A 19,600-nucleotide genomic window follows, 5' to 3' on the forward strand; every position below is an offset into this window, starting at 1 on the left:
CGCTGTCTGGCGCGCTAGGTCTCGGTCACATGAAGAGGCAAACATGACCGTTGCAAACAGACGCGTTTGGTGGGGCGACTACCGGACCACCGAATACGCCACGATCGACCCGGAGGCGACGATCGCCGTGCTGCCGGTGGCGGCGATCGAGCAGCACGGTCCGCATCTGCCGGTTTCGACCGACACCTCGATCATGAACGGCATGCTGGAAACGGTCATCGCCCGCCTTCCCGCTGATCTCGACATGCGCATCCTGCCTGTCCAGGCGGTCGGCAAATCGAACGAGCATTTGCATGCGCCAGGCACGCTCACCCTCCCGGCGACGACCCTGGTCGATGCCTGGACCGAGCTTGGCCTGTCAGTCGCCAGGGCCGGCGTGAGAAAGCTGATCGTCGTCAACTCGCATGGTGGCAATGAGGAGATCATGGGCATCATCACGCGCGAGTTGCGCGTGCGCGCCAGGATGCTGGCGGTGAAGACGAGCTGGCAGCGCTTTGGCCGCCCGGCCGGCATGTACACCGAGCTCGAGGATCGTCACGGCATCCATGGCGGCGATGTCGAGACCTCGCTGATGCTGCACTTCCGCCCGGATCTGGTCGACATGGGCAAGGCCGACAATTTCGTTTCCAACGTCAGCCGCGCCGAAAAGGAATTCGCGCTGCTGCGCCACACCGGCACGCATGCCTTTGCCTGGATTGCCAGCGACCTCAACCCGAACGGCGTGGTCGGCGAGGCCGGCATCGCCACGGCCGAGAAAGGCCGGCTGACCGCCGAGCATCAGGTCGACGGTTTCATCAGCCTGTTGAAGGATGTCCGCAAGGCAAAGCTCGCCGACTGGCTGGCCTAGACTAGAAAAGTCCTGCGAGGCGTTAGCCATCGATCTTGAGCTCGAAGGGCTTGCCCTCAAAAGCGTCGGCGCCGCGCCCGATCGCCTCGATCGCCTCGATCATGCGGCCGTTTCGGTCGAGCAGCGCGTCGGCGACGGCGATCAGCCGCGGGTTGGGCGTCGCCGAGGGCGACAGCGCACGCAGCGTCTCAGCCAACTCAACCTCGTCGCGCTTCGGCGCCAGCGCCGCCGCGATGATATAGGCCGAGGCGGTCGACCGGCTGATGCCGGCATAACAATGGACGACCATGGGCTTCACGCGATCCCATTGGCGCGCGAACTGGAGCAGGTTGCGCACGTGCTCCTCGCCCGGCATGGTCATGCCTTCCTGGGCCACCGCAATGTCGTGCATCACCAGATGCAAATGGTTCTCCCTGGCGATCGAGGCCGGGCGTATCACTTCGGTGCCGTCGGCAAGCAGCGAGAGCAGACGCTCGGCGCCGGTTCTTGCCACGGTCTCCTCGACTTTCGCCAGCGAACAGACATGGATCATGGCGCGATCTCCTTCGGCCCATCGTCGCGCCGTGCGGCCCAGTCGGCAAGCGCCGATTCGAGCCGCTGCCATTCCTCGTCGGAACCCGGCAGCCCGGCGCGCAGCACCTGTGGCCGGTCGGCAAAATGCCGAAGCAGCACGCCGCGCTCGCCAAGCGCCGAAAACAACTCGGCCGAATCGGACAGACGAAGATATCGGAACAGCGTCGTTCCGCCGACGACAGGCACATCGAAGCGGCCGAACAGCGCGTCGAGCCGCGCCGCATCCTGCGCCAGGCGCTGCCGCATGGTGGTCTGCCAATCCGTGTCGGCCAGCGCACGGATGCCGTAGTCCAGCGCCGGACCGGCGACCGCCCAGGGGCCCAATTGCGCCTCTAGCGTCTGGACGGTCAGCGTGTCGGCCAAGGCAAAGCCGAGCCTCACGCCGGCAAGGCCAAAGAACTTGCCGAAGGAGCGCAGCACCACGATGCCGCCCTGCCCGACATCGTCGGCCAGGCTTTCGGCGCGTGGGCCGACATCCATGAAGGCCTCGTCTACGACCAGCAGCCCGCTTTTGGCGCGCAATCTTCCGGCAAGCTCCAGCAGCCGGTCGCGCTCGACGACACGCCCGTCGGGATTGTTGGGATTGACGACGATGGCGAGGTCAGCCCCGGCAAGCGCTGCCAAATCGTCGACTTCGGCCGCCGCATGGCCGGCGATCGCCGCAGCCCGCTTGTGCTCGGCATAGGTCGGCCCGAACACCAGAGCCTTGCCGGGGCTCACCAGCGAGGCGACGCGCGGCAACAGGATCTGCGTGCCGGGTGCCGCCGCCACATACGCCGCCGACGGCGCGCCATAGGCGCGCGCCGCGACCTCGGCCAGTTCACGGGCTCGCGCGGTTTCAGGCAACCGTGACAGGGTGGTAGCGGGCAATTCGAAAAGCGGATAGGAGTGCGGATTGATACCAGTCGAGAGGTCGACGAAAGGCTGTGGCGCGTGAGGGAAGAGCGCGCTCGCCCGGCCAAGGCTTCCGCCATGATCCACCGCAGCCATCGCTCCATCAAGAAGCTTCATGTCGATCCTGATTGCCTTCCTGTCGCTAGCCATTGAACGCACCCTGGGTTACCCGGACGGGCTGTTCCGCGCCATCGGCCATCCCGTCACCTGGTTCGGCAGGCTGATATCCTTTCTCGACCGCAGGCTCAACCACGCCACTGATTCCGACGCGCTGCGTCGCCGCCGGGGCGTCAAGGCATTGCTGGTCATCGTTCTGGTGCCGGCGGCCGTCGCTTTCGCCGTGCAAATCCTGCTCTGGCAGATCTTTCCCGCCGGCCTGCTCATCACGGCAATTCTGGCATCGTCGCTTCTGTCGCAGAAGAGCCTCGCCGAGCATGTCGAGGCAGTGGCCGATGCGCTCGATACAGGCGGGCTGACGCTCGGCCGCATCGCCGTCTCGCGCATCGTCGGCCGCGATCCGGAAAAGCTCGACAAGCCGGGCATTGCCCGTGCCGCGATCGAGAGCCTGGCCGAGAATTTTTCCGACGGCATCGTCGCACCCGCCTTCTGGACCGGTGTCTGCGGGCTGGCCGGCGGCGTCGCCTACAAGGCTGCCAACACCGCCGATTCGATGATCGGCCACCGCACCCCGCGCCACGAGGGCTTCGGTCGGGCGGCCGCTCGTTTCGACGATTTCATCAACCTCCCGGCCTCCAGGCTGACGGCGCTGCTGATCGTGCTTGCCGCCTTCATCGTCAAAGGCGCCGATCCGAGCAGTGCCTGGCAGGCCGTGCGGCGCGACGCGAGAAAGCACCGCTCGCCCAATGCCGGCTGGCCGGAAGCAGCAATGGCCGGCGCGCTCGGTCTGGCGCTGGCCGGGCCGCGCAGCTACGGCGGCGTCGTCGTCGAGGATGCATTCATGGGCGAAGGCGGCCGGCGCGAAGCCGACAGCACCGATATCAGGCGGGCGCTGACGCTCTACCGGATCGCCGACTATCTGCTGATCGGGCTGTCCGGCATCCTGTCGGCGCTCGTCATTTACCTGACATTCTGAGATATCAGAACTCGATCCCTTGCTGCGCCTTCACGCCGGCAGCGAAATGGTGCTTGGTCAGGCCCATCTCGGTGACGAGGTCGGCAGCCTCAACCAGCGCCGGCTTGGCGTTGCGTCCGGTGACGACGACGTGCAGGCCCTCACGCCGGCCTTTCAGCGCCGCGACCACACCGTCGAGATCGAGATAGTCGTAGCGCAGCGCGATGTTGAGTTCGTCGAGCACCACAAGGCTGATCGACGGATCGGCCATCAGCTCGAGCGCCCTTGCCCAGGCGGCCTCGGCGGCGGCGATATCGCGCTTCAGGTCCTGCGTTTCCCAGGTGAAACCCTCGCCCATCGCATGCCAGACGACGCGGTCGCCGAACGCCGCAAAGGCCTCCTTTTCACCGGTATGCCATTTGCCTTTGATGAACTGGACGACGCCGACGCGCTTGCCGTAGCCGAGCACCCGCAGCGCCAGCCCGAACGCGGCGGTGGTCTTGCCCTTGCCCGGACCGGTGTTGACGATCAGCAGCCCCTTCTCGATCGTCTTGCCCGCCACCTCGGCGTCCTGCACCGCCTTGCGCTTGGCCATCTTGGCGCGATGGCGTTCCTCGTCCTTGGGATCGATATCGGTCATCTCATTTCACCTTCAGCGGCAGCCCCGCCACCATCAGCAGCACCGTGTCGGCAACTGCGGCGACCTGCTGGTTGAGGCGGCCTGCGGCGTCGCGGAACCGGCGGGCAAGCGCATTGTCCGGCACGATACCCTGGCCAACTTCGTTGGACACCACGAACCACGGTCCGCGCGGCCGCGACAGCGCGTCCGCTAGTTGCCGGCATTCGGCGTCAAGATCGTGTTCAGCCAGCATATGGTTGGTCAGCCACAGTGTCAGGCAGTCGATCAGCACCGGCCGGCCATCGGGCAGAGCTGCGAGCGCGCCGGCCAGGTCGAGCGGCGCATCGATGGTCGTCCAGCCTTCGCCACGCCGCGAGCGGTGCAGCGCGATGCGTTCGCGCATCTCCTGGTCATAGGCTTCAGCAGTGGCGATATAGGTCCAGGGCGCCGGCCCTGCCGTCACCAAGGATTCGGCATGCGCGCTCTTGCCGGAGCGCGCACCGCCGATGATGAAGGTCAATCCTTTGCGATCAGGCAAAGCTGTCGCGCAGGCTGGTCGCCGTACCGGTGAAGCGTCCGCGCACCACGCCGACGACGGCGCCGAGCACCAGCCAGAACACCAGATTGGTCACCGTCACCGCCACCACGAACTGGTGATGCAGACCTTCGGGGATCGGCGTCTCGAAGCTGTCCGGCTGCGGCGCGCCGACAATATGCGGCGCCACGATCAGGACCACGGCCAGGATCGCCAGCGGCAGCGACTTGCGGAAGGCGATCAGGCCGAGACCGGCCGCCGTCGCCGCCACCGTTGCCCACCACCAGATCTGGCGTTCGGTGAGGTCGGCCGCCGGCATCGCCGGCAATTCCGGCGGCAGGCCAAGGCCCGGCGCCAGCGTGAACGCGGCAAAACCGGCCAGCCCCCAGAACACGCCCTGGCGCCAATTGCCGATGCCGCCGGCAAACTCCGAAACCGCGACCAGGACCAGCGCGAAGCCGATGCCGGTGACGATGTTGGCCAGCACGCTGAAGGCGAAGCGCTCGAAGCCATCGGCCGGCGCCCAGCTTTCGTCCTCCGCCGGAGCGGCCGCCTCAACCGGCGCCGGTGCGGCGCTACTCATGGCATTGGTATCCGTAGCGTTGCCGGTTGGGGCTGCCGGCGCTGCGGCATGCTCATGCTGGTGGCCGCCTCCGGCCTGTTCGTAGACCTCGGCCTTCAGGATGAGCGGCACGGTGGCAAAGGCCTGCATGCAGGCGAGAACGACGCCGGCCACGAGCCCTGCGATCGCCGCGATGAACACGACGTTGCGAAACAGATTCATGATGTCAGGTCCTCGTCAGTGGCAGGGAAACGCCATCGAATGGCGATAGTCGTGCGCGGCATTGTGGACCGCATCGATGTGCGAGAAGCCGACAACGCCGATGACGAAAATGCCCAGAAACGCGCTAAGCACGAGCTGCATGAGGCGCGACTGCGAGGAGACGGAAGCGCCGAGAGAGACCGAAGCGGTATTCATATCTTGTCCTTTCGCCCTCCACCCGAGGGCACAGAAGTCAGTTCCCTGTCGCCGGCAGGTCTCCTGGCTCGCGGATCAGCACCCTTCCCCACCTTCCCGAAGAAAAATCTTCAGTGGCTTATGGGGAGGACTACCGCACACAGTTGCGGGGGCAGCCACGGCATCGGGCAACAATTCAGCCCTCACCGCATTCCCTCTTGGTCCCTAATGGAACCGACGACAGGGCGCGACTATAGGCAGAATCACTGCCTCCGGCAAACCAAATTCCGCCCGTTACCAGCGCGAATGCGCCACCTAAAGCGCATCGCGCCGAAACGGATTCAGCCGACGCGCTTTAGGTCTTTGTTTTATGCATGTCGTTTTCCCAAAACCGCTGCGCACTTCTGGGCGACATGCAGTAGGTCAGCGATCCGACATGGCGATCCGCTCGGCCACCAGGTGCTGCAGCCGCCACAGACGGGAATCATGAATGCCGCGCTGCTCCAGGTTCTTGACCGTGTTGTAGAGATAGTCGGCGCCGGATCCCCAGTGCCCGCACGACGTCGCCAGCCTTTCGACCACCTCGTCTTCGTCGAGCGGCCCGGCATAGGTGGTGCCCTTGCGATTGATGACGAAGGCCAGCACCCGCAGTGGGCCGCTGTCGCTCGCCACCCTGAGCACGCGCGGATGGTAGCTGGTCGGCTTCAGCGTCACTTCGCGCCGCAAAAGCTTGTCGAGCTGCTGGCGCCGATCGTCATTGCCCAGCCGAAAGGCGACGCCCTTGCATTGCCCGCCGCGATCCAGCGCCATCATCAGGCCGGGCTGATCCTTGGTGCCGCGCCAGCGTGTCATCTTCATGCAGAAGGAGCGGTGCCAGCCGCGCGCCACCGCGACCCGCTCCTCGACATGGTCGATTTCGGGTTTCCAGATCAGCGAACCGTAGCCGAACAACCAGAGCGGCTCGGTGGCAGGCAGTTCCGCCTCCAGCGCGTCCACCATCGCCTCATAGTCGCTGTCGTCCAGATGCGCGGCGTCCGGGTCCGGTCCGCTATCCTCGACCGCGCGAAAACAGCGGGCGACCAGCTCTTGCGTGAGCGACATCGTTCTTGCCGGCATGACCTGCGACCTCGGGCGACCGGCAGGAATGCCGGAGGGGGATGAACCGACCTTAAAGTTCGCCATTGCGCGCCACAATGGCGGCGGCGCGCGCCAATTGACAAAGGCCCCGGCCGGGTGTCGGCTGCGCCATCCAGGGAGCCGGCCATGCAGCCCGATCAGACCGAACGCGACCTCTACAATGGCTTGACGCGGCTCGAGCCGACGCTGCCGTCCTCCGCCTATTGGGACGTCGAGGCCTACCAGCGCGATCTCGACGCCATCTGGTACAAAAGCTGGCTGCTGGTCTGCCGCGAGGCCGACCTTGCCCAGCCGCTGGCGTTCCGAACCTTCCGTGTCGGCACCCAGGAGATCGTCGTGCTGCGCGACGAGACCGGCGAATTGCGTGCCTTCCACAACACCTGCCGTCACCGTGGTTCGCAGCTTTGCCAGGAGAGCGAGGGGCGGCTCAAAGCGCGGCTGATCACTTGCCCCTACCACGCCTGGTCCTATTCGCTGCGCGGCGATCTCGTGCGCGTGCCGTCGAAATCGCTGCCCGAAGGTTTCGACAGGGCCGATCACCCGCTCTACCGCGTGGCGCTGTCGATATGGCGCGGCTTTGTCTTCATCAATCTGGCCGAAGATGCAGACGGCTCGGCAGAAGCCTCCTTCGATCCAGCATCCGGCAACCTCGCCAACTGGCCGCTGGAGGCGTTGGTCAGCGGCCATGTGCTGCGCAAGGTGATGAACTGCAACTGGAAGATCTTTTGGGAAAACTTCAACGAGTGCCTGCACTGCCCCGGCGTCCACAAGGACCTGTCGCGGCTGGTACCGATCTATGGACGCGGCCTGATGGGCAGGCACGACGACCCCGAATGGGCCCGTCACGCCGACAATGACGCGCCGGAATTTTCCGGCGGCCTGCGCGCCGGAGCCGAGACATGGTCACGCGACGGCCAAGCCCATGGTCCGGTCTTTGCCGGCCTGACTCCGGCCGAGCGCGCCGCCGGCCAGACCTACGCCACCAACCTGCCGTCGATGTTCATCGTCGGCCATGTCGACTATGTCCGCACGGTGCGGCTGGCGCCGCTCGGCCCGGAGCAGACCGAGCTCACCGCCGAATGGCTGTTTCCAGCCGAAGCGCTGGCGGCGCCCCAGGCCGACATCGACAACATCGTTGCTTTCGGCCGACAGGTGCTGGAGGAAGACGCAGCGATCTGCGAGGTCAACCAGAAAGGCCTGCGCTCGCTGCGCCACGCGGCCGGCGTGCTGATGCCCGAGGAGTATGACCTGCATCGTTTTCACGAGTGGGTGCGCGAACGGCATGCGGCGCGTGTGACGCAATCAAAGTGACTTGGGCAAATAGCGCCAGGTAACAAAACCGCAGGCGGCAGCCAGCAGGCCGAGCGTGGCGAAAACCGAGCCCAGGCCGAAAAACGCCAGCACCACCGAATAGACCAGCGGCGGCGTCAGCTCGGAGAAGTCGAGATAGGTGCGATAGACCGCCGCCATCTGCGCCCTCTCATAGAACCTGACCGAGCGCATGAAGGCGGTCGAGCCGATTGCGTCGAGCGCGATGGTGAAGAAGGCGCCGCACAGCAGGAAGGCACCGGTGAGCAACGGCGCGGTTTCGCCGACCGCACCCGCCGCCAGAAGCATCGCCGACATGGCGAAATAGGCGAAGGTCATTGTCCGCCGGCCGCCATAGCGCTTTCCGGCCTTGCCCCAGAAGATCGCCGTGAACAGAAGCGCATTGCCGGCCGACACCAGCAGACCGCCGGCGAGTTCGCCCTCTCCGGTGATCACCATGAACAGCGGCCCGTAGACGAAGAACGTCGTCCAGAAGCATGAGCGGCCGAAGGCGATGAGCCAGGCGAGCCTCAGCCTGGGCTGGGCGACGAAGCGGCCGATATTGGCGAGCGGATTGGCCGGCCGGCTTTTGCCCGGGCGGATCGACGGGTTGTCGCCGAGCCGGTAGGTCCAGAACAGAACCAGCAGCGCCGAGGCAAAGACGACGACCGCGCCATGCGCTGCATAGATGCCGAAGCTTGTGTAGAGGAAGATTCCCAGCGTCGGCCCGCCGGTCCAAGCGAACATCGACCAAGCCATGCGCAGCGATTCCGCCTGCATGAAGTCGGTCTTGCGGATGTGGTCCATGATGTAGAGGTTGAGCGTGATCGACAGCGCACTGGCACCCATGACGCGGCAGAGCATGCCGATGAGCTGCCCGGTCAGCGTATGCGTGACGAAGAACAGCGAGCCGATGGCGAGCAGGCAGGCGCCGGCGGTGTAGACCCAGCGCCGGGCAAAGCGGCGGATCAGCATCGGCATGAACAAGGTCACCGAAAGCCCGAGCAGCGCCACGATCGTGTAGAGCATCGAGACGATCTGCTCGTTGTGCAGGATCTCGTAGGCCTGGATCGGGATGACGCTGGAAATCGTGGCGCGCGCGAAGGATTCGACCGCATAGAGCGAGGCGAAGGTGCGCGCATCCGCCGGCCTGAGAGCCGGAAGCCAGATCGGATGGCGCACATGAGTGGACATTGGCCCTCCGGCGGTGGAATCGCCGGTCAATCTGGTCCTGACGACGGTTGGTCGGTAGCAGGAAATCGACCCGCTCAGGCCGAAAAGCGAAACCGGTCAAAGGCTTTCCGCCACTGGCCTAAAGCGAATTCCGATGCGGCTTCGAACCGGAAGGAGGAAAGCCAAACGGGGAATTGACGCAGATGCGCCGGCCCGGCTTCTTTTGCCCGGTGCAACCGTGATAGTCGTTTGGCACCAGTGAATCGGAATGCAAGCCCATGAGCCTTCAAACGCCGGCAGAACCCGTTCAGGACCCGTCGAAGCCGAGGCGCATCACAACCATCGACATCGTGCGCGGCATCGCGCTGCTGGCCATGGCGAGCTATCATTTCACCTGGGATCTCGAGAATTTCGGCTATACCGATCCCGGCCTCACCGCCTTCGGCTGGTGGAAGATCTATGCGCGCTGCATCGCTTCGACCTTCCTGCTCCTGGTCGGCGTCAGCCTGCTCCTTGCCCATGGCAGGCAGATCCGCTGGCCGGGTTTCTGGAAGCGTTTCGCCATGGTCGCCGTGGCCGCGATCGCCATATCGGCCGTCACCCACTTCGCTACGCCGGGCGGCGTCATCTTCTTCGGCATCCTGCATGAGATCGCGCTGGCCAGCCTGCTCGGCCTTGCCTTTCTGCGGCTGCCGGCGCTGCTGACGATCGTCGTTGCGGCGCTCGTCATTGCAGCGCCATTCTATCTGCGATCCGAATTCTTCGACCATCCGGCGCTGTGGTGGGTCGGCCTCTCGGCCACCAATCCGCGCTCCAACGACTATGTGCCGCTGTTCCCATGGTTCGGCGCCGTCCTCGCGGGCATAGCCGCGGCGAAACTTGCTTCAACGTCCGGCTTGCTTGCCCGGCTCGCCAACCTTGCGCCCGGCCGCTGGTCGACCCCGCTGGTCTTCATCGGCCGGCACAGCCTCGCCTTCTATCTGATCCACCAGCCCTTGCTGTTCGGCGCCGTCTGGCTGTTTTCGCAGATCGCGCCGGCGCCGGTCGAAACGCGCGAAGTGAGCTTCCTGAAATCCTGTCAGATATCCTGCGAGCAGCAGCGCGACACGCAGTTCTGCTCCGGCTATTGTGTCTGCATGCTCGATACGCTGCAGAGCGAAGCGACATTCGACCGGCTCTACAACGGCGACCAGACCCCGGAATTCAAAGCACATCTGGGCGATCTCGCCGGTGTCTGCACCGCCAAGACCGACAGCACGCTGATGGAGGGAGGCCAACAATGACCGACGTTACGCCAAAACCCGGGCTCATCCCATGGCCGCCGCTGATCTATGTCGCGGCAATCATCATCAGCGTCGTGCTCGGCCTGCTCTATCCGCTGCCATGGATCGGCAATCTCCTGGGCGAGATCCTCTTCGCCGCCGGCTGGGTAGCGCTGTTCGGCGTCGCCGCCCTGTGGTTCACCGCCATCCGCGTCATGCTGCGGGCGAAGACGACATTCAATCCGAATGCCGTGCCGGACCATCTGGTCACCTCCGGCCCCTTCTCCGTCAGCCGCAACCCGATGTATCTCGCCAACACGCTGCTTTTGATCGGCGTCGCCTTCATCACGGGGATCGCCTGGTTCCTGCTCATGGGCTTCATCGCTGCCTTCGCAACGCAGAAACTGGCGATCGAAAAGGAGGAAAAGATCCTGGCGGCTAAATTCGGCAAGAAATACCGGGATTACGCGAAACGCGTGCGGCGCTGGATTTGAGTTCAGGGCTCGCCGAGGCCGTTTTCAGAATTCGCTCTGGGGAGCCAGATAGAGCGGCTTTCGAGAACCGGAGCGGAGCGTACATTTGGGTACCTGAGCATCGTAAGCGCAGAAAACCACGCTAGGTCGCCGCCGGAGTAGAATTATCAAAACGGCCGCGCTCAGGTGTTGACGCCGAGCTCCACCAGCCGCTCGACGCAAGACTCTTCGGCCTGGTCGAGTTCGGCCAGCGTCTCCTCGAGGTCGCGGCGCTTCTGCCTTAGATCCTCGCGCTTTTCCTCGATGCGCTTGATCATCAGCTTGAGCTGGCCGACCTCGCCGGGCGGCTCCTTGTACATCTGGATGATTTCGCGGATCTCGTTGATCGAGAAGCCGAGTCGTTTGCCACGCATGATCTGACGGATCAGATGCCGGTCCGACGGACGAAACAGCCGAGTGCGGCCGCGCCGCACCGGCTGCACCAGGCCCTCGTCCTCATAGAAGCGCAGCGTCCGCGTCGACACATCGAATTCGCGGGTCAGTTCGGTGATCGAATAATATTCCCGCATTCTAGCTCCCAATGCCGAATGGCCGGGACGCCCGCCATGCGCAGCCGCCTGCCATCCCAATCAAACCCGTCCGTGCCGGAATCGGCATGGAACCCCGCGCGAGCCTCGCACGGCATTTACGTAAAAGTCAATTGAGCGACTTATCCCGCCCCGGCGCCCAGATGCAACCACCATGTGGCAAGGCTGAGGAAGGCGAGGAACCCGATAACGTCGGTAATCATCGTCGTGAAGATCGATGACGAAATCGCCGGATCGGCACCGAGCTTGTCAAGGAACAGCGGAATGAGGATGCCGCCGAGTGCCGCGGCCAGCATGTTGACGATCATGGCGGCGGCGATGACGAGACCGAGATCGGGATTGTTAAACCAGAGGCCGGCGACCAGTCCGAGGATCGTCGCAATGACCATACCATTCAGCATGCCGACCATGACCTCGCGGCGAATGACGCGACCGGCATTGTAGATATCGAGGTCGCGTGTGGCGAGCGCGCGCACGGTCACTGTCATCGTCTGCGTGCCGGCATTGCCGCCCAGCGAGGCGACGATCGGCATCAGCGCGGCAAGAGCCACCATTTCCTCGATCGTCGCACCGAACATGCTAATGACAGAGGCCGATATGAAGGCCGTGCCGAGATTGATCAGCAGCCAGGGTACGCGCGAGCGCGATGTCGCCGCGACGGTATCCGACAGTTCTTCATCGCCGACGCCGCCCATGCGCAGCAGGTCCTCCTCGGCCTCCTGCTGGATGACGTCGACCACGTCGTCGATGGTCAGCACGCCGACCAGCCGCTCGTTCTCGTCGACGACGGCGGCGGAGAGAAGGTCGTACTGTTCGAATTCCCGCGCCGCCTCTTCCTGGTCCATGGTGGCGGGAATGGCATGCCTTGTCTCATGCATGACCTCCTCGACCTTCACCGCGCGCTTGGTGCGCAATATCTGGTCGAGATCGATGGCGCCAAGCAGCTTGAAGCTCGGATCGATGACGAAGATCTGGCTGAAGCGGTCGGGAAGATTCTTGTCCTCGCGCATGTAGTCGATGGTCTGGCCGATGGTCCAGAACGGCGGCACCGCGACGAACTCCGTCTGCATGCGGCGGCCGGCCGTCTCTTCCGGATAGTCCAGCGAACGCCGCAGCCTGATCCGCTCGGTGAAGGGCAGCTGCGACAGGATCTCGTCCTGATCCTCCTGGTCGAGGTCTTCCAGAATGTAGACGGCGTCGTCGGAATCGAGCTCCTGCACCGCTTGCGCGATCTGCTCGTTGGGCAAATTGTCGACGATGTCGAGGCGGATCGCCTCGTCGACTTCGGTCAGCGCGGAAAAGTCGAAATCGGAGCCCAACAGCTCGACCAGCGCGCGGCGCTGCTCGGGATGAAGCGCTTCAAGCAGATCGCCGAGTTCCGACTGGTGCAGGTCGCCGACTTCGCGCTTCAGCGTCAGCGTGTCGCGATCGGCGATCGCCGCGCCGATCTGCGCCAGGAACGACGACTGCAGGGCGCCGTCTTCGCCATAGATATCGGCGTCCTCAACAGACCGGGCGTCCTGTTCGTTCTGGCCTTCCACAAGCGCCTCCCGCTATTACGATTCCGGAAAGGGTGCCTGTCAGGTCTAGAGCATGATCCCGAAAAGTGGAAACCGGTTTTGGCAAATTCCGGTGCTCGGACAGAAGATAGGGCGGCGGCACGATTCGGCTTGAGAAGCTTTTGCTCTAACGCATGGGAATATCAAGCGAAACGCGCCCTACCCCGCGCGTATCGAAACCGGCAATGCGGCGCTTGCTATTCGCGCACGAGGCGCCCGGTCGCCCACCAGATCACCGACACCACAGCGATGGCGAGGTAGCCGTCAACAGCGTAGTGCCAACCGGTATATACCGACCCGTACATGATCAGGGCCGCGAAGATCCAGCCGGCAGCGCCGACCCAACGGTTTAGGGAAGACAGAAAAAAGGCATTCAACACAACAAGGGCCACATGCAGGCTGGGCATGGCCGAAATGCCACCCCCCATGCCTGTATTTCCTGTCGTATAGAGCATCAAAAGATAGTCGGCATATTCGCGCACGATGACGCTGGACTCGAGGCTGGACAGGGCGACCCGCAGACCATTGAAGCGATCTCCGCCGACAAAGTGGTCGTAGTAGATGGGACCAGCCGACGAAAGCAGGAGCGCCAGCAAGGTGCCGACGATCGAGATGGTCAAGGCTACTGCCCAAAGATAGCGGATGCGTGCAATCGGGTTCGACCACATGCCCACCAACAGGATCGTGCCGAACCATTGCGCGAACCAAAGCACCTCATAGGCATTGAAGGTGATAAGCGCCCACAGCTCATTGTCGAGGCGATGCGCCAGTTCCCAGGGTGCCGTCCCGTGTATCCACTCGTCCAGATCGGCAAACCAGGCGTCGGCGTAAAACGGAAGGACCGTCGGAATCAGGATCTTGAAGTTGGAGAACGCCGTCACGCCGGCGAGAAAGAACAGGAGCACCGGCAGGCAGTTCCACCACCGTGTCCGAACCCAGTTGATCGCATATTTCGTCGGCGCATCCCGGCCAAAAAGGAGCCCCGCGACGGCGGCGCCGCCAACCAGCAATATCGGGACCGCACGAGCGAACTTGTCGACGTAGATCTGGCCAAGAGTGAGAAAAGTCAGCGGACTTAGGAAAAATGAGATCAGCACATATGTGCCGATGAAGAAGGCCAGTCTCACCGACCATTTGCCGGCCGGACTGTAGTCCGAGACTTCAGAAGTTAAGGACATGCTGATCCGCCGAAATTGAACATGCGTGACCGGAGGCTGCAGGTCAGCAATAGCGTGTCGACCTTACATTTGGGTTACTGAGCGATCCAGGCTGCGCAGCGAAATCCAACTATTTTCCGCGGCGTCAGGCCAAGGTCGATAGCCTGCCGTGTGACGCGAACCGGGTTCAAGCAGCGCGACAATGCATGTCGCTGGGGAAAGAGCACCCATTTGCCATTGGGGCAGAATTGCCGTTGCGGGATCCAGAGACGCGACGGAACCCGCCAACGTCCGCAAATTGGTCCAGAGCAACCGGAAGCCCTTGAAGATCAAGTCGCAGAGAACGAACCAGGCAATCGGCGAGCGGCGCGTTCGCGTCGTCGTCGCCGAACGCAATCCGCTCGTGGTATCGGCGCTGCGCGAAATGCTGGAATGCGACGGGCGCTTCGCGTTTTTCGGCTCCGTCCAAAGCGGCAGGCAGTTCCTGGACCTGGCGGCAGAGCCGCAATTCGACGTCGCAGTCATCGGCTGGAAGCTCGCCGACATGGACGGCGCCGATGTCCTGGCGGAAATCCAGAGCCGCAGGCTCGACGTGCGGATCACGGTGTTTTCCAACGACCACGATATCGGCATCCTCAAGCAATGCGTGCGGCTCGGCGCGCATGGCTACTGTTTCCAGTTCGACGACCCGCCGATCATCTTCGAGACGATCCTGGCGGTCGCGCATGGCCGCATCTGCATCCCCTATATCGACATCAACAAGGTCAACGACACGCCGCTTTCGCAGCTCACGGTTCGCGAGCGCGAACTGCTGGCGGTGCTTTCCGACGGCTGGACCAACCTTCAGATCGCAACGCGGACAGGGATTTCCGAGAACACGGTGAAGTATCACCTCAAGAATCTCTACGACAAGCTCGACGTCCGCAACCGGGCGATGGCCGTCGCGCTCTATTCGAGCGAGAAGCGCCGCAGTCAGAGCAGCCATTCGGGTAGGCCAACCGGGTAGGCCAACCGGGTAGGCTTGCCCCACCCGCGCGCGGCGAGATCTTACCCGGCAAGGTGTTGTTGCCGGCCGCCGTAAAAACGAGACTCCCCTCATCAGTTTTGCTGGATTAGAGGAGAGTTCGCAGCATGGCCGGCTTCACCCATCTTTTCATTCCGGGGCCAACCAACATCCCCGAACAGGTCCGGCAAGCGATGAACCTTCCGATGGAGGACATGCGCGCCGCCTCGTTCCCCGATCTCACCCTGCCGCTGTTCGAGGACATCAAGAAGGTCTTCAAGAACGAAACCGGCCGCGTCTTCATCTATCCCTCGTCCGGCACCGGCGCCTGGGAAGCGGCGATGACCAATGTGCTCAGCCCCGGCGATCGCGTGCTGATGTCGCGCTTCGGCCAGTTCTCGCATCTGTGGGTCGACATGGCCGAACGCCTCGGCTTCGAGGTCGACGTGATCGACTGCGAGTGGGGAACCGGTGTCCCGCTCGACCTCTATGCGGAGAGGCTCAAGGCCGACAAGGCGCACCGCATCAAGGCGGTTTTCTGCACGCAGAACGAGACCGCGACCGGCGTCACCAGCGACGTCGCCGGCTGCCGCGCCGCGCTCGACGCAGCGAACCACCCTGCCCTTCTCTTCGTCGACGGCGTATCGTCGATCGGCTCGATCGATTTCCGCCAGGAGGAATGGGGCGTAGACTGCGCCGTCAGCGGCTCGCAGAAGGGCTTCATGCTGCCTGCCGGTCTCGGCTTCCTGTCGGTCAGCAAGAAGGCGCTGGTCGCCTCTCGGACCGCAACCCACCGGCGCTGCTTCTTCTCCTTCGAGGACATGATCCGCGCCAACGACGCCGGCTATTTCCCCTACACGCCGGCGACGCAGTTGCTGCGCGGCCTGCGTGCCTCGCTCGACCTGATCGCCGAGGAAGGGCTGGACAATATCTTCGCCCGCCACCATCGCCTCGCCGAAGGCGTGCGCAAGGCCGTCGACGCCTGGGGCCTGAAGCTTTGCGCCAAGGCGCCGAAATGGCACTCCGACACGGTCAGCGCCATCCTCGTGCCGGAAGGCATCGACAGCGGCGACGTCGTCAAGCAGGCCTACCAGAAGTACCAGACCTCGCTCGGCGGCGGCCTCAACAAGGTGTTCGGCAAGGTCTTCCGTATCGGCCATCTCGGCTGGCTGAACGAGGTGATGGTGCTGGCCTCGCTGTCGGCGGCGGAGATGGCGCTGCTCGATTGCGGCGTCAAGCTGGCGCCGGGCTCCGGCGTCGGTGCCGCGATCGCGCATTTCCGCCGCTCGCCGCAGTCCGCCATCGCCGAAGCCGCCTGATCCCGGAGCGCACCATGAGCCACACCATCAACCACCTGAAAAAACTGAGGCTGCAGCGCAGCGAACTGGCGGTCCCAGGCTCCAGCCCGGAGATGATCGACAAGGCGGCGAACAGCGCCGCCGACTTCGTCTTCCTCGACATCGAGGACGCCGTCGCCCCGCCGGACAAGGAACGGGCCCGCAAGAACATCATCCAGGCCCTCAACGACATCGACTGGCGCGCCAAGGGCAAGACCGTGTCGGTGCGCATCAACGGCCTCGATACGCATTACATGTACCGCGACGTGGTCGACGTGATGGAGCAGGCCGGCGACCGGCTGGACACCATCCTAGTGCCGAAGGTCGGCGTTCCGGCCGACCTCTACACGGTCGAGGCCATGGTCAACCAGATCGAGATGGCCAAGGGTTTCAAAACCCGCATCGGCCTCGAAGCGCTGATCGAGACAGCACTCGGCATGGCCAATGTCGAGGCGATCGCCGCAACGCCTGGCCGGCTGGAGGCGATGCATTTCGGCGTCGCCGACTATGCGGCAAGCTGCAAGGCGCGCACCGTCAACATTGGCGGCCTCAACCCTGACTATCCCGGCGACCAGTGGCATTTCGCCCTGTCGCGCATGACGGTTGCCTGCCGGGCCTACGGCCTGCGCGCCATCGACGGGCCGTTTGGCGATTTCTCCGATCCGGAGGGCTACATCGCCGGCGCAAGGCGCGCCGCGGCATTGGGCATCGAAGGCAAATGGGCGATCCACCCCTCGCAGATCGAGCTTGCCAACAGCGTGTTTTCGCCGCCGGAAAAGGAAGTCGCCCGGGCCAGGCGCATCCTCGAAGTGCTCAAGGAAGCCGAGGCGCTGGGCAAGGGTGCGGCGGCGCTCGACGGCAAGATGATCGACGCGGCGTCGGAACGCATGGCGCGCAATGTGCTGGTGGTCAACGAAGCAATCGAACGCGCCGGCCAGACACGCCTCGCCGCGCACTGACGTTTACGGGAGGAAAAAATGGACATACACGAATATCAGGCCAAGGAACTGCTCGCCCGGCATGGCGTCCATGTTCCGCGCGGCGGCCTCGCTTACAGCCCCGAGCAGGCGACCTACCGCGCCAGGGAGATCGGCGGCGGCAAATGGGTGCTGAAGGCGCAGGTTCATTCCGGCGCCCGCGGCAAGGCCGGCGGCATCAAGCTGTGCGCCAATGACGACGAGATCTCCAACGCCGCCGAAGCCATGCTCGGCCGCAAGCTGGTGACCCAGCAGACCGGCCCGCGCGGCAAGCTGATTTCGCGGCTCTACCTCGAGGAAGCCGTCGACATCGCGCAGGAGCTCTATGTCGGTTTCGTTCTCGACCGCAAGGAGGAGCGCGTCATGATCGTGGCGTCGGCCGCCGGCGGCATGGAGATCGAGGACATCGTCGAGAGAGCCCCGGATTCCATCATCCGCACCACCGTCGATCCCGGCGTCGGCATGCAGCGCTTCCAGGCGCGTGAGATCGCCTTCGGGCTCGGCCTTGACCAGAACCTGATCGGCAAGGCGACCGAAACCATCTTCAGCTGCTACCAGGTGTTCCGCGACTACGACGCCTCGATGCTGGAGATCAATCCGCTGGTGGTCACCCGCGACGGCAACCTCGTCGCGCTCGATGCCAAGATGTCGTTCGACGAGAACGCACTGTTCAGGCGGCCGGAAATCTCCGAGCTGCGCGACAAGAGCCAGGAAGACCCGCGCGAGACCTTCGCCAGCGACCGCGGCCTCTCCTATGTCGGCCTCGACGGCAATATCGGCTGCATCATCAACGGCGCCGGCCTGGCCATGGCGACGATGGACATGATCAAGATCGCCGGTGGCGAGCCGGCAAATTTCCTCGACATCGGCGGCGGCGCTTCGCCCGAGCGGGTGGCGAAATCGTTCCGCGCCGTGCTCGGCGACAAGAATGTCGAGACCATCCTCGTCAACATCTTCGCCGGTATCAACCGCTGTGACTGGGTCGCCGAGGGCGTCGTCAAGGCGATCCGCGAGGTCGGCGTCAACGTACCGCTGGTGGTGCGGTTGGCCGGCACCAAGGTCGAGGAAGGACGTCGCATCCTGGCCGATTCCGGCGAGGCGGTGATCGTCGCCGAAACGCTGGCGGAAGCCGCCGAAAAGGCCGTCGCCGCCTGGCGCGCGGCCGCCAAGAAAAAAGCAAACTGAGGGGGAAGAAAAATGGCAATCCTGCTCAACCGCAACACGCGGGTCATCGTCCAGGGCTTCACCGGCAAGATCGGCAGTTTCCATGCCGAGGACATGAAGCGCTATGGCACCAAGCTCGTCGGCGGCGTCACGCCCGGCAAGGGCGGCCAGACGCATCTCGGCCTGCCGATCTTCAACACGGTCAAGGGTGCGGTGCGCGAAACGCGCGCCGAGGCCAGCATCGTCTTCGTGCCGCCGCCCTTTGCCGCCGACTCCATCATGGAAGCCGCGGATGCCGGCATAAAGCTCTGCATCTGCATCACCGACGGCATTCCTTCGCAGGACATGATGCAGGTCAAGCGCTACATGCTCCGCTACCGCTTCGAGGACCGCATGCGGCTGATCGGGCCGAACTGCGCCGGCGTGATCACGCCCGGACAGGCGCTGATGGGCATCATGCCGGGCAACATCTACCTACCCGGCCGCGTCGGCATCGTCGGCCGCTCGGGCACACTCGGCTACGAGGCCGCGTCGCAGATGAAGGCGCTCGGCATCGGCGTCTCGACCAGCGTCGGCATTGGCGGCGATCCGATCAACGGCTCGTCCTTCAAGGACATTCTGAAACTGTTCGAACAGGACGACGAAACCGACGCCGTGGTCATGATCGGCGAGATCGGCGGCCCGCAGGAAGCCGAAGCCGCGATCTGGGCGCGCGACAATATGCGGAAGCCCTTGATCGCCTACATTGCCGGTCTCTCCGCACCGAAAGGCCGCCGCATGGGCCATGCCGGCGCGATCATCTCGGCCTTTGGCGAGTCGGCGCAGGAGAAAGTCGAAATCCTGAAAGAGGCCGGCGTCGTCATCGTGCCGACGCCGTCGTCCTTCGGCGAGGTCGTGGCCGAAACGCTGTCCCGGACGAAGAAGGCCGCGTGATCGCCGCCCTCGATTCAGGGCGCGGCTACGGC

The 19,600-nt window shown here is 64.1% G+C and carries 21 protein-coding genes and 1 riboswitch; of the genes, 10 read left to right on the forward strand and 11 right to left on the reverse strand.

The window, feature by feature from the left end; all coding sequences use genetic code 11:
* Window positions 1–43 precede the first annotated feature (43 nt).
* Complete coding sequence (locus tag ACSQ3Z_RS16015; protein ID WP_436172303.1) at window positions 44–847, forward strand: creatininase family protein; 804 nt, start codon at window positions 44–46, stop codon at window positions 845–847.
* Window positions 848–869: 22 nt separating this feature from the next.
* On the opposite strand, the gene ACSQ3Z_RS16020 is transcribed toward ACSQ3Z_RS16015, so the two are convergent.
* Together ACSQ3Z_RS16020 and cobD are read right to left on the reverse strand one after the other, a co-directional pair.
* The gene (locus ACSQ3Z_RS16020; protein WP_436172304.1) at window positions 870–1,379 is read right to left on the reverse strand and encodes a tyrosine phosphatase family protein; all 510 of its coding nucleotides are present in this window, start codon (window positions 1,377–1,379) and stop codon (window positions 870–872) included.
* Window positions 1,376–2,431 carry a threonine-phosphate decarboxylase CobD gene (gene cobD / locus ACSQ3Z_RS16025; protein ID WP_436172305.1) on the reverse strand — a complete coding sequence of 352 codons (1,056 nt, stop codon included), beginning with the start codon at window positions 2,429–2,431 and terminating at the stop codon, window positions 1,376–1,378. Before cobD ends, ACSQ3Z_RS16020 begins: the two co-directional genes overlap by 4 nt.
* Between cobD and cbiB the strand changes: the two genes are divergently transcribed.
* Complete coding sequence (gene cbiB, locus ACSQ3Z_RS16030; RefSeq protein WP_436172306.1) at window positions 2,430–3,407, forward strand: adenosylcobinamide-phosphate synthase CbiB; 978 nt, start codon at window positions 2,430–2,432, stop codon at window positions 3,405–3,407. The two genes, cobD and cbiB, sit on opposite strands and share 2 nt — an antisense overlap.
* 4 nt (window positions 3,408–3,411) lie before the next feature.
* On the opposite strand, the gene cobO is transcribed toward cbiB, so the two are convergent.
* The 5 genes from cobO to ACSQ3Z_RS16055 all read right to left on the reverse strand — a co-directional run bounded on the left by cobO (window position 3,412) and on the right by ACSQ3Z_RS16055 (window position 6,614).
* Window positions 3,412–4,026: a cob(I)yrinic acid a,c-diamide adenosyltransferase gene (cobO, locus tag ACSQ3Z_RS16035; RefSeq protein WP_436172307.1), complete on the reverse strand. Its 615-nt coding sequence runs from the start codon at window positions 4,024–4,026 to the stop codon at window positions 3,412–3,414.
* 1 nt (window position 4,027) lies between these two features.
* Window positions 4,028–4,543 carry a bifunctional adenosylcobinamide kinase/adenosylcobinamide-phosphate guanylyltransferase gene (gene cobU / locus ACSQ3Z_RS16040; RefSeq protein ID WP_436172308.1) on the reverse strand — a complete coding sequence of 172 codons (516 nt, stop codon included), beginning with the start codon at window positions 4,541–4,543 and terminating at the stop codon, window positions 4,028–4,030.
* Window positions 4,536–5,324, reverse strand: coding sequence for a CbtA family protein (locus tag ACSQ3Z_RS16045; protein ID WP_436172309.1), 789 nt, complete (start codon window positions 5,322–5,324; stop codon window positions 4,536–4,538). Before ACSQ3Z_RS16045 ends, cobU begins: the two co-directional genes overlap by 8 nt.
* A 15-nt stretch (window positions 5,325–5,339) precedes the next feature.
* Window positions 5,340–5,519, reverse strand: a complete 180-nt coding sequence (locus ACSQ3Z_RS16050; RefSeq protein WP_436172310.1) for a CbtB domain-containing protein — start codon at window positions 5,517–5,519, stop codon at window positions 5,340–5,342.
* A 36-nt stretch (window positions 5,520–5,555) separates the two neighbouring features.
* A riboswitch (cobalamin riboswitch) is annotated at window positions 5,556–5,752 on the reverse strand.
* 169 nt (window positions 5,753–5,921) lie between these two features.
* Window positions 5,922–6,614, reverse strand: coding sequence for a gamma-glutamylcyclotransferase (locus tag ACSQ3Z_RS16055; protein ID WP_436172311.1), 693 nt, complete (start codon window positions 6,612–6,614; stop codon window positions 5,922–5,924).
* Between the two features lie 147 nt (window positions 6,615–6,761).
* Between ACSQ3Z_RS16055 and ACSQ3Z_RS16060 the strand changes: the two genes are divergently transcribed.
* Complete coding sequence (locus ACSQ3Z_RS16060; protein ID WP_436172312.1) at window positions 6,762–7,946, forward strand: aromatic ring-hydroxylating oxygenase subunit alpha; 1,185 nt, start codon at window positions 6,762–6,764, stop codon at window positions 7,944–7,946.
* Here the strand turns inward: ACSQ3Z_RS16060 and ACSQ3Z_RS16065 are convergent.
* The gene (locus ACSQ3Z_RS16065; protein WP_436172313.1) at window positions 7,938–9,137 is read right to left on the reverse strand and encodes an MFS transporter; all 1,200 of its coding nucleotides are present in this window, start codon (window positions 9,135–9,137) and stop codon (window positions 7,938–7,940) included. The genes ACSQ3Z_RS16060 and ACSQ3Z_RS16065 overlap by 9 nt on opposite strands.
* A gap of 257 nt (window positions 9,138–9,394) precedes the next feature.
* On the opposite strand from ACSQ3Z_RS16065, the gene ACSQ3Z_RS16070 reads away from it, so the two are divergent.
* Together ACSQ3Z_RS16070 and ACSQ3Z_RS16075 are read left to right on the forward strand one after the other, a co-directional pair.
* Entirely contained in the window at window positions 9,395–10,399 is a 1,005-nt protein-coding gene (locus ACSQ3Z_RS16070; RefSeq protein WP_436172314.1) for a heparan-alpha-glucosaminide N-acetyltransferase, read from the forward strand.
* Entirely contained in the window at window positions 10,396–10,872 is a 477-nt protein-coding gene (locus ACSQ3Z_RS16075; RefSeq protein WP_436172315.1) for a methyltransferase family protein, read from the forward strand. Before ACSQ3Z_RS16070 ends, ACSQ3Z_RS16075 begins: the two co-directional genes overlap by 4 nt.
* Before the next feature lie 161 nt (window positions 10,873–11,033).
* Here ACSQ3Z_RS16075 and ACSQ3Z_RS16080 read toward each other — a convergent pair whose 3' ends face one another.
* The 3 genes from ACSQ3Z_RS16080 to ACSQ3Z_RS16090 form a co-directional block, all read right to left on the reverse strand.
* Window positions 11,034–11,420, reverse strand: coding sequence for a MerR family transcriptional regulator (locus tag ACSQ3Z_RS16080; RefSeq protein ID WP_006203215.1), 387 nt, complete (start codon window positions 11,418–11,420; stop codon window positions 11,034–11,036).
* 140 nt (window positions 11,421–11,560) lie between these two features.
* Window positions 11,561–12,979 (reverse strand): magnesium transporter, encoded by a 1,419-nt coding sequence (mgtE, locus tag ACSQ3Z_RS16085; RefSeq protein WP_436172316.1) that lies wholly within the window; start codon window positions 12,977–12,979, stop codon window positions 11,561–11,563.
* 215 nt (window positions 12,980–13,194) lie between these two features.
* Window positions 13,195–14,124 (reverse strand): phosphatase PAP2 family protein, encoded by a 930-nt coding sequence (locus ACSQ3Z_RS16090; RefSeq protein WP_436172317.1) that lies wholly within the window; start codon window positions 14,122–14,124, stop codon window positions 13,195–13,197.
* Between the two features lie 352 nt (window positions 14,125–14,476).
* Here ACSQ3Z_RS16090 and ACSQ3Z_RS16095 point away from each other — a divergent pair, with 352 nt between their 5' ends.
* The 5 genes from ACSQ3Z_RS16095 to sucD all read left to right on the forward strand — a co-directional run bounded on the left by ACSQ3Z_RS16095 (window position 14,477) and on the right by sucD (window position 19,568).
* A complete protein-coding gene (locus ACSQ3Z_RS16095; protein ID WP_436172318.1) occupies window positions 14,477–15,160 on the forward strand; it encodes a LuxR C-terminal-related transcriptional regulator in 684 nt (227 codons plus the stop codon).
* Window positions 15,161–15,285: 125 nt separating this feature from the next.
* Complete coding sequence (locus ACSQ3Z_RS16100; RefSeq protein WP_436172319.1) at window positions 15,286–16,476, forward strand: aminotransferase class V-fold PLP-dependent enzyme; 1,191 nt, start codon at window positions 15,286–15,288, stop codon at window positions 16,474–16,476.
* A gap of 14 nt (window positions 16,477–16,490) precedes the next feature.
* Window positions 16,491–17,453, forward strand: a complete 963-nt coding sequence (locus tag ACSQ3Z_RS16105) for an HpcH/HpaI aldolase/citrate lyase family protein (protein WP_436172320.1) — start codon at window positions 16,491–16,493, stop codon at window positions 17,451–17,453.
* An 18-nt stretch (window positions 17,454–17,471) separates the two neighbouring features.
* Window positions 17,472–18,656: a malate--CoA ligase subunit beta gene (locus ACSQ3Z_RS16110; protein WP_404275739.1), complete on the forward strand. Its 1,185-nt coding sequence runs from the start codon at window positions 17,472–17,474 to the stop codon at window positions 18,654–18,656.
* Window positions 18,657–18,668: 12 nt separating this feature from the next.
* A complete protein-coding gene (gene sucD, locus ACSQ3Z_RS16115; protein ID WP_436172321.1) occupies window positions 18,669–19,568 on the forward strand; it encodes a succinate--CoA ligase subunit alpha in 900 nt (299 codons plus the stop codon).
* Window positions 19,569–19,600: the final 32 nt, after the last annotated feature.

It is taken from the genome of Mesorhizobium sp. LjNodule214 (genome assembly GCF_964252735.1).
In the GTDB taxonomy this organism is placed as follows: domain Bacteria; phylum Pseudomonadota; class Alphaproteobacteria; order Rhizobiales; family Rhizobiaceae; genus Mesorhizobium.

Excerpts from the sequence above, each read along its gene's own strand:
- ACSQ3Z_RS16075 (WP_436172315.1), top strand. The coding sequence starts at position 10,396 with ATGACCGACGTTACGCCAAAACCCGGGCTCATCCCATGGCCGCCGCTG.
- ACSQ3Z_RS16100 (WP_436172319.1), top strand. The coding sequence starts at position 15,286 with ATGGCCGGCTTCACCCATCTTTTCATTCCGGGGCCAACCAACATCCCC.
- ACSQ3Z_RS16070 (WP_436172314.1), top strand. The coding sequence starts at position 9,395 with ATGAGCCTTCAAACGCCGGCAGAACCCGTTCAGGACCCGTCGAAGCCG.
- ACSQ3Z_RS16050 (WP_436172310.1), bottom strand. The coding sequence starts at position 5,519 with ATGAATACCGCTTCGGTCTCTCTCGGCGCTTCCGTCTCCTCGCAGTCG.
- ACSQ3Z_RS16020 (WP_436172304.1), bottom strand. The coding sequence starts at position 1,379 with ATGATCCATGTCTGTTCGCTGGCGAAAGTCGAGGAGACCGTGGCAAGA.
- ACSQ3Z_RS16105 (WP_436172320.1), top strand. The coding sequence starts at position 16,491 with ATGAGCCACACCATCAACCACCTGAAAAAACTGAGGCTGCAGCGCAGC.
- cbiB (WP_436172306.1), top strand. The coding sequence starts at position 2,430 with ATGTCGATCCTGATTGCCTTCCTGTCGCTAGCCATTGAACGCACCCTG.
- ACSQ3Z_RS16080 (WP_006203215.1), bottom strand. The coding sequence starts at position 11,420 with ATGCGGGAATATTATTCGATCACCGAACTGACCCGCGAATTCGATGTG.
- cobO (WP_436172307.1), bottom strand. The coding sequence starts at position 4,026 with ATGACCGATATCGATCCCAAGGACGAGGAACGCCATCGCGCCAAGATG.
- ACSQ3Z_RS16055 (WP_436172311.1), bottom strand. The coding sequence starts at position 6,614 with ATGCCGGCAAGAACGATGTCGCTCACGCAAGAGCTGGTCGCCCGCTGT.
- ACSQ3Z_RS16060 (WP_436172312.1), top strand. The coding sequence starts at position 6,762 with ATGCAGCCCGATCAGACCGAACGCGACCTCTACAATGGCTTGACGCGG.
- sucD (WP_436172321.1), top strand. The coding sequence starts at position 18,669 with ATGGCAATCCTGCTCAACCGCAACACGCGGGTCATCGTCCAGGGCTTC.
- ACSQ3Z_RS16065 (WP_436172313.1), bottom strand. The coding sequence starts at position 9,137 with ATGTCCACTCATGTGCGCCATCCGATCTGGCTTCCGGCTCTCAGGCCG.
- ACSQ3Z_RS16015 (WP_436172303.1), top strand. The coding sequence starts at position 44 with ATGACCGTTGCAAACAGACGCGTTTGGTGGGGCGACTACCGGACCACC.
- cobD (WP_436172305.1), bottom strand. The coding sequence starts at position 2,431 with ATGAAGCTTCTTGATGGAGCGATGGCTGCGGTGGATCATGGCGGAAGC.
- ACSQ3Z_RS16110 (WP_404275739.1), top strand. The coding sequence starts at position 17,472 with ATGGACATACACGAATATCAGGCCAAGGAACTGCTCGCCCGGCATGGC.
- ACSQ3Z_RS16045 (WP_436172309.1), bottom strand. The coding sequence starts at position 5,324 with ATGAATCTGTTTCGCAACGTCGTGTTCATCGCGGCGATCGCAGGGCTC.